Source organism: Nioella sp. (assembly GCF_964229645.1).
Classification (GTDB): domain Bacteria; phylum Pseudomonadota; class Alphaproteobacteria; order Rhodobacterales; family Rhodobacteraceae; genus Nioella.
On record NZ_CAXREX010000244.1, the window covers coordinates 25,076 to 32,617 of the forward strand.

General features: G+C 67.9%; 4 protein-coding genes. 1 reads left to right on the plus strand and 3 read right to left on the minus strand.

From position 1 onward, the window contains the following. The first annotated feature begins 28 nt into the window (after positions 1 to 28). Positions 29 to 1,354, plus strand: a complete 1,326-nt coding sequence (locus ACEQXV_RS16570) for an ammonium transporter (RefSeq protein ID WP_370252463.1) — start codon at positions 29 to 31, stop codon at positions 1,352 to 1,354. 157 nt (positions 1,355 to 1,511) lie between these two features. Here the strand turns inward: ACEQXV_RS16570 and trxA are convergent, their stop codons facing one another. The 3 genes from trxA to addB form a co-directional block, all read right to left on the minus strand. After that, positions 1,512 to 1,832: a thioredoxin gene (trxA, locus tag ACEQXV_RS16575; RefSeq protein ID WP_370252465.1), complete on the minus strand. Its 321-nt coding sequence runs from the start codon at positions 1,830 to 1,832 to the stop codon at positions 1,512 to 1,514. 238 nt (positions 1,833 to 2,070) lie between these two features. Continuing rightward, on the minus strand, positions 2,071 to 5,466 hold the full coding sequence (gene addA / locus ACEQXV_RS16580) for a double-strand break repair helicase AddA (RefSeq protein ID WP_370270069.1): 3,396 nt from the start codon (positions 5,464 to 5,466) through the stop codon (positions 2,071 to 2,073). Then, on the minus strand, positions 5,463 to 7,542 hold a 2,080-nt coding region (gene addB, locus ACEQXV_RS16585; RefSeq protein ID WP_370270071.1), incomplete at its 5' end, for a double-strand break repair protein AddB. The genes addB and addA, both read right to left, overlap by 4 nt.

The window sequence follows — 7,542 nt, forward strand, 5'->3', positions numbered from 1 at the left end:
GCAACTGTCAGAACCAGGGATAAGAACCATGCAAGTCAGAAAGTTTCTTCCGGCAGTTGCCCTCGCGGCAGTCCTGCTGCCCACGATGGGCCTCGCCCAGGAAGCCGAAGCCGTTCCGGGCTTCGACGAAATCGGCCCCTACATCATGACCACCCTGCTGTTCTGCATGGCAGGTTTCCTCGTCTTCTTCATGGCGGCAGGCTTCGCCATGCTCGAAGGGGGCCTGGTGCGGTCCAAGAACGTCACAATGCAGATGACCAAGAACATCGCGCTCTACTCGATCGCGGCCATCATGTATTGGCTGATGGGTTTCAACCTGATGTATCCGGGTGAATTCAACGGCTATATCGGCAGCTTCTTCGTGCCGACCACGCTGGACCCGGTTGGCGTTGCCGCCGCCGATGCCGCGCTCGACTATGCCTCCGTCGGCTCGGACTTCTTCTTCCAGCTGGTGTTCGTCGCCGCCACCGCCTCGATCGTGTCGGGTGCGCTGGCCGAGCGTATCAAGCTGTGGCCCTTCCTGGTCTTCGTGGTGCTGCTGACCGGTGTTCTCTACCCGATCTCCGGCTCCTGGCAGTGGGGCGGCGGCTGGCTGTCCGAGATGGGCTTCTCCGACTTCGCAGGCTCGACCGTCGTGCACTCCGTGGGTGGTTGGGCCGCCCTGGCCGGCGCCATCATCCTCGGCCCGCGTATCGGCAAGTATGGCAAAGATGGCCGCGTGAACCCGATCCCGGGCTCGAACCTGGCACTTGCCACGCTTGGCACGTTCATCCTGTGGCTCGGCTGGTTCGGCTTCAATGGCGGCTCGCAGCTGGCCATGGGCACCGTCGGTGACGTGTCCGACGTCAGCCGCATCTTCGCCAACACCAACATGGCAGCCGCTGCCGGTGCGGTGACCGCGATGATCCTGACCCAGCTGATGTTCGGCAAGGTCGACCTGACCATGGTGCTGAACGGCGCGCTGGCTGGCCTCGTGTCCATCACCGCAGAGCCCCTGGCCCCCACGCTCTTCGGGTCGCTCTGGATCGGTGCTGTCGGTGGCGTGATCGTGGTCTTCGCCGTGCCCTTCCTCGACAAGCTCAAGATCGACGACGTGGTCGGCGCGGTTCCCGTGCACCTCTTCGCCGGCATCTGGGGCACGATCGCGGTCGTCTTCTACAACGATGGCGCAAGCCTCGGCACCCAGCTGATCGGCATCGCGGCCTACGGCGTGTTCACCTTCGTGGCCAGCCTGATCCTGTGGGTCATCCTGAAGGCCGTGATGGGCATCCGCGTCAGCGAGGAAGACGAGATTACCGGTCTCGACATGTCCGAACTGGGGATGGAAGCCTATCCCGAGTTCTCCAAGGGCTGATGAGCTCCCAGTCTCCGGGACTCTCCCTATTGCCCGGAGACACATGACGGAAAGCGGCGCCCCCCTCGGCGCCGCTTTTCTTTTGCTGCTGAGTCGGCAAAGAAAAACCCCCGCCGGGCCAGGCCGCGGCGGGGGTTCTGTCTTGAGTTGAGGGCGCTCAGATTTCGCCTTCGATCCAGCTTTGCAGGGCCGCCTTGGGCGCCGCGCCGATCTTGTTCGACACCACTTCCCCGCCCTTGAACAGGAACAGCGCCGGGATGCCGCGAACGCCTAACTGCATGGGGGAATTGGGGTTTTCGTCGACGTTGACTTTGACGATCTTGACCTTGCCGGCCATTTCCTCGGAGATCTCTTCGAGGGCGGGGCCGATCTGGCGGCAGGGGCCGCACCATTCGGCCCAGAAATCCACCACGACGGGGACATCGGATTGTTTGACTTCGGCGTCAAATGTTGCGTCGGTGACGGCGACGGTGGCCATATCTAGCCCTCCTGAAGGATGTGAATGCGTGTCAGGGCGAAAACCTAGGCACCGTGATGGGCAAGGTCAAGCGGATGCATGGCCGCCTTGCAAAGACGTGATGCCGCCCCGAAACGGGGGGGCGCCATGCGTACACCCCCCGTACACCCCCTGTACACCGGGCGTGCAGACGAATTGAGCCGTTGGTGCCCGCCCCGGCTGTGCGCAGGCGGCGGGCAGATCGTGCACAAGGGCGCAGTCAGGCGGTCCCGGAACCCTCTGCGGCGCGGGCCAGGGCCGCGCCTGTCAGGCTGGCGGGAAGCTCCATCAGGCTGGCGGCGCGGGTCCAGAGGATGGCGGTGTCGATCCGGCGGTCGGGGTAGATCGCGGCCAGCATCTCGGCATAGGCGCCCATCTGGCGCAGGAGCGCCTCGGGCGTGGCTTCGGGCCGGTCGGGGACCACCGCGTTGGACTTGAAATCGACGGCCAGCACCCGGTCAGGCGCGATGACCAGCCTGTCGATCTGCCCCGAAAGCCGCCCGCCAAGCGTCGGGCTGGGGGCAGACAGGGGCACTTCGGCCAGCGCCCCGGGCGCGAAGAGCGGCGCGAGGCCAGGCGTGGTGAGGCAGCGCTCGGCCTCGTCGAAGAGCTCGGCCAGGTCCTCGTCCGAAAGCGCGCCCTCGACCGAGAGGATGTCGGGCGCGATGGCGCGCCAGTCCGATTGCGGCAGGTCTGGCAAGTGTTCGAGCAGGAGATGCAGCCGCCGGCCGCGCTGCTTGGCGGCCTCTTCGTCGAGCCCCCCGCTTTCGCCGGGCAGCGCCTTGTCGCCCCCCAGGGCGGAAGGTGACAGGGGCTGCGTGACCTCGGGCGCGGCAGGCGGGCGGGTGCGGATCCAGCCGGGCAGTGGCGCGGGCGCGGCGGTGGCTGGCGCGTCGCCCGCAACCGGGGTCCAGTCGCCCGATTCAAGCCGCATCCCCTTCCCCGTCGGCGTGTCGACCGGGGCCGGTCCAAGCGCGCGCACCGCCTCGGCCACATGCGGATACCAGCCCGTCGACTGGCCCTTCTCGACCTCGCCCGCGGCGCAGACGATCAGCCAGCTTTCGGCCCGCGTCATGGCGACGTAGAGCAGGCGGTTGCGTTCCTCGGCCTCGCGCTCTTTCTCGGCCTCGTATTCGGGATGCAGGATCGCGGGGCTTTCATCCTTCGAACCGCCCCAGCAGACCGGGCCGCCCTCGGGCGTGAAGAGCTTGGGGGCGAGGTTGTTGGACTGGCGCACGGCGGTGTCGGGCAGGAAGACGACCGGGGCCTCCAGCCCCTTGGCGCCATGCACCGACATGACCCGGATCTGGTCCCCGGCGCTGCCCGGGTCGCGCTTGATCTGCACGTCATCGGCCTGAAGCCAGCCGACGAACCCGGTGAGGCTGGGCACCTCCATCCGCTCGAAGGCGAGGGCCTGGGCCAGCATCGCGTCGATCCCGTCCTCGGCCTCGCCGCCCATGCGGGCAAGGAAGCGGCGGCGGCCGTCGTGGCGGATCAGAACCCGTTCCAGAAGGTCATAGGGGCGCAGGAAATCGGCCCGGTCGCGCAGGTCCTGCAAGAGCGCGACGGTCTGGGGGAACTCCTCGGACCGCTCCTGCAGGGCGCGCCACAGGAAACGGCTGCTTCGGCCATGGGCGAGCTTGTGCAGGGCGTCCTCGGTCCAGCCCAGAAGCGGCGAGCGCAGGACGGCGGCGAGGGACAGGCTGTCTTCGGGCGTGGCCAGGAAGGACAGAAGCGCCGTGAGGTCCTTGACCGCCAGTTCAGCGGCCAGCCGCATCCGGTCGGCCCCGGCAATGGGCAGGTTGCGCGCCTTGATCGCGGCGATAAGCTCGTGAAACAGGGCCGAGCGGCGCTGAACGAGGATCAGGATATCACCGTAGCCGATGGCGCGGCGTTCCTTCTTATGCACGATGGGCAGGCGCGCCTTGACCATGCGCTCGATTTCCTCGGCCACGGCACGGGCCAGGCGCACCGTGTGGTGGTGGTCGGAGCGCCGGTCGATCGGGTCGTCCCATTCCACGTCGGGCTGCTTGTCGCCCGGTTCGACCAGCGGCCAGACATCCACGCGCCCCGGCAGGTCCGTGAAATAGGCCTTGTGCTGAACCGCATCGCCCACACCGGCCTGCGACACGCCTTCGAAGACCGTGTCCACCACCTTCAGGATCGGCGGGGCGGAGCGGAAGGAATAGACGAGATCACGGTTCTGGAACGCCGCGCCGACGGCTGTCAGCCGCTTCTCGAAATGGGCGCGCATGCGGTCGAACCCGTCGGGATCGGCCCCCTGGAAGGAATAGATCGACTGTTTCTTGTCGCCCACGACGAAGATGGTGCGCGCCACGTTTTCGCGCGCGCCCGATCCGGTGGCGAATTCCTCGGCCAGCTGGCGCACGATGTCCCATTGTTCGGGCGAGGTGTCCTGCGCTTCGTCCACGAGGATATGGTCGATGCCGCCATCGAGCCGGAAGAGCACCCATTGCGCCACGGCGCTGACCGACAGCAGCCTGCGGGTGCGGTGGATGAGATCGTCGAAATCGAGCCAGCCAAGCGCGGCCTTGGCGTTGTCATAGGCCGGCAGGAAGGCGCGCGCGAAGCCGTTGAGCGCCACGGCCCGTTCAGCAGCGCCAAGCGCGCGGCGCAGGGGGCGCGCCTCGGCGAGGCGCAACATGAAGGCCTCCAGCGGCCCGTGTATGGCCGACATCTGGCCCCAGATCGCGATGGTGGGGAAATTGCCGATCTTGGGGCTGTCCGGGGTCCTGGTGTTCGAGCCGGTCAGGAAGACGGACTCCAGCGCAGCGATGTCGGCAAGGCCCGGATTGGACCAGTTGACGGTCGCGATGCGCTCGAGATTCGAGCGATGGTTGGATTTCGAAGGGTCGAGCTTGCCCGCCACCACGGTGCACAGGTCCTGCTCGCCGCCCTCGAAGATCTGGCCTATCAGCGCATCGGTGTCGAAACCGGCGGGCAGGCCGAACCAGGCGTAAATGTCGGCGTCGGGATAGGCCTTCTCGAACCCGGTGCGTTTCGACAGGATCGCGCGGACAAGCGGCATCGGATCGTCGCCCGACACATGGGCCGCCATCGCATCGAGCGCGGCGCGCTCTGCCCCGGCGGTCTCGGCCATGCCGTCCAGCACATCGGCGCAGAGCAGCGCCTGCGCGCGATCGTCCATCTCGGTGAAATTGGGGGCGACCTGCGCCTCCAGCGGGAAACGGCGCAGCACCGCCGAGCAGAAGGAATGGATAGTCTGGATCTTGAGCCCGCCGGGCGTTTCGATCGCGCGGGCAAAGAGGGTGCGCGCCTGCGACAGCAGCGGTGGCGTGAGCGCGGGTTCGGGCAGGCCAAGCTTCAGCAGGTCGCCGCGCAGGGCCTCGTCCGACTTCATCGCCCATTCGCCAAGCGTGGTGAAGAGCCGGTTCTGCATCTCGGACGCGGCAGCCTTGGTGTAGGTCAGGCAGAGGATGCGCTCGGGCGGAATATCTTGTAGAAGAAGTCGCGCCACGCGGTCGGTCAGAACCCGCGTCTTGCCGCTGCCCGCATTGGCCGAAAGCCAGGTGGAGCGGTCCGGCAGGGCGGCCGTGATCTGGGCCTGGGTGGCGTCATCGGGCCGGTTTCTCATCGCCCGACCCTCACTGGCCTGGCCTCTTGCGTTTCGTCCCATTCGCCGAAGCGCGCGAGGTGATCGTAATCGCCTTCGAACTTCATTTCCTCCATCGCGTAGCGCGAGGTGAAGCCACTGTTTTCATTGAGGTAATGGTCAAGCAGCCGGGAAAACCCGCGCTCGATCTCGGCCACTTCCGCAGGCGTCACCGCGTGGTCCCTGATCTTGCCGCCAGAGCCAAGCGCGACATAGGCGATCCGCGCGGTCTGCATCTCTTCTCCGAACGCGCCCTTGGCGGCCATCGCCGCTTCGAGCCAGAGCTGCTTGTTGAACGCCTTTTCCTGCTTGTCAGAGGGTGCGCTGCCGGTCTTGTAATCATATATAAGAACTTGCCCGTCCGGGGTCCGGTCGATGCGGTCGGCCATGGCGCTGAGGGTAAAGCCCTTGCGGCCGATCTCGGCCGCGCCCCTGACCTCCAGCAGATCGGGCCGGCCCAACTGCCGCCGCGCGCGTTCGGTGGCGACGAACCAGGGCGCGATGCGGGCGATGCGGGCGCGCCAGAGCCGGCGGGCGGCGGGCCAGGGCGCCTGGTCTTCCAGCACCCGTTCGGCGATCTCCATCAACAGTGCCTCAGGCGCATCGGGCAGGCCCGCGCGGGTCTGCTCGATGAAATCGTGCAGGACCGCGTGCAGCACGGTGCCGCGCAGCGGCGCGTCGGGCTGCTGGCGCACAGGCGTCAGCGGCTCCAGGTCCAGCACCTTGCGGGCATAGACCCAGTAGGGGTCGCGGATCAGCTTCTCGACCTGCGTGACCGAGAGCCTGTCCGGCCGCTGCTCGGCGGGGGGCGCAGGCGCGGGCCGGGTGGCGGGGGGCACGCGCGCCTCGGGTTCATCCAGCCGCGCGGCCCAGGACAGCCATTGCGCGCCGCGCGCTTCCATTGCCGCCAGCGCGGCGCGGCTTTCCTCGCTGGCGCCTTTCATGAGATTCACGATCCGGTTGAGCCAGCGCGAGGGCACGGTTTCCGTTTCCGCGTCCCGCCTGGAGCGCGACAACCACACCTCGGCCCCGGCAACCGATTGCTGGAAGTCATGCGCCGAGAGCCCGATGGTGCGGTCGGGCAGGCGCAGGCCCGCCTCAGCGCGCATCTTGCGATTGAGCCACGGGTCCGCGCCCGGTGCCTGCGGCCAGGTGCCCTCGTTCAGCCCCGCCAGGATCACCAGGTCGGCCCCCATCACCCGGGCTTCGAGCGTGCCCCAGATCATCACGCCGGGATGGGGCGCCAGCGGGTCGCGCGCCTCTTCGGCAGCCAGCAGTGCGGTGACGAGGTCGCGGTATTCGGCGGCGGTCATCGCCCCCCCGGCCTCGGCCTCTTCCTGCAGGCTGTCCATCAGCTTGCGCGCGGCCTCGCCCTCGGACTTCTGCCACAATGCGCCCTCGCCTTCTGCCTCGGGTCCTGCCGCGAGGCGGCGCGTTGCGGAGAGGTGGCGGGCAACGTGATCGCCCAGGGGCTCGGCGCCAGGCGCGAACAGCCCGAGCGCCGCCGTCTCGACCCAGTCCACCCAGGCCATCACGCCGGGATCGCGGCCGCGCTTGGCGGCCCAGTCCACCAGCTGCGCGCGGTTGGGAAAAGGCATCTCGCCGCGCAGAAGATCGAGTTCGAGATCACGGGTGCGCAACAGGTGCTGGCCGCGATCGTCGCGCCCCGAATGGGTCAGCGGATGCTTGAGCAGGATCAGAAGGTCCTCGGCGGTCAACTTGCGCGACAGCGCCCCGGCCACGTGGCGCAGAAGCCGCCCCGGCGCGGTCAGCGACAGGGGTTCTCCGGCGGAATCGTCGGGCTCGATACGCCAGCGTTCCAGCGCCGCGCGCACCTGCCGCGACAGCACCCGGTCAGGCGTGATCAGGGCCGCCGTCCGGCCCTCCTCCGCCGCTTTGCGAAGCCTCAGCGCTATCGCCGCGGCCTCTTGCCCCGGGCTTTCGGCCTGCACCAGCGTGAGCCCTGCCGCCGCCTCGCCCACCTCGGTCAGGCCGGGGCCTTCCTGCAACCATTGGTCGGTCACCGGGGCAGGGCGAAGCGCCAGGGAAATCAGCCGG

Bases quoted from the DNA above. Each gene is read 5' to 3' on its own strand.
- ACEQXV_RS16570 (WP_370252463.1), top strand. From the start codon at position 29: ATGCAAGTCAGAAAGTTTCTTCCGGCAGTTGCCCTCGCGGCAGTCCTG.
- trxA (WP_370252465.1), bottom strand. From the start codon at position 1,832: ATGGCCACCGTCGCCGTCACCGACGCAACATTTGACGCCGAAGTCAAA.
- addA (WP_370270069.1), bottom strand. From the start codon at position 5,466: ATGAGAAACCGGCCCGATGACGCCACCCAGGCCCAGATCACGGCCGCC.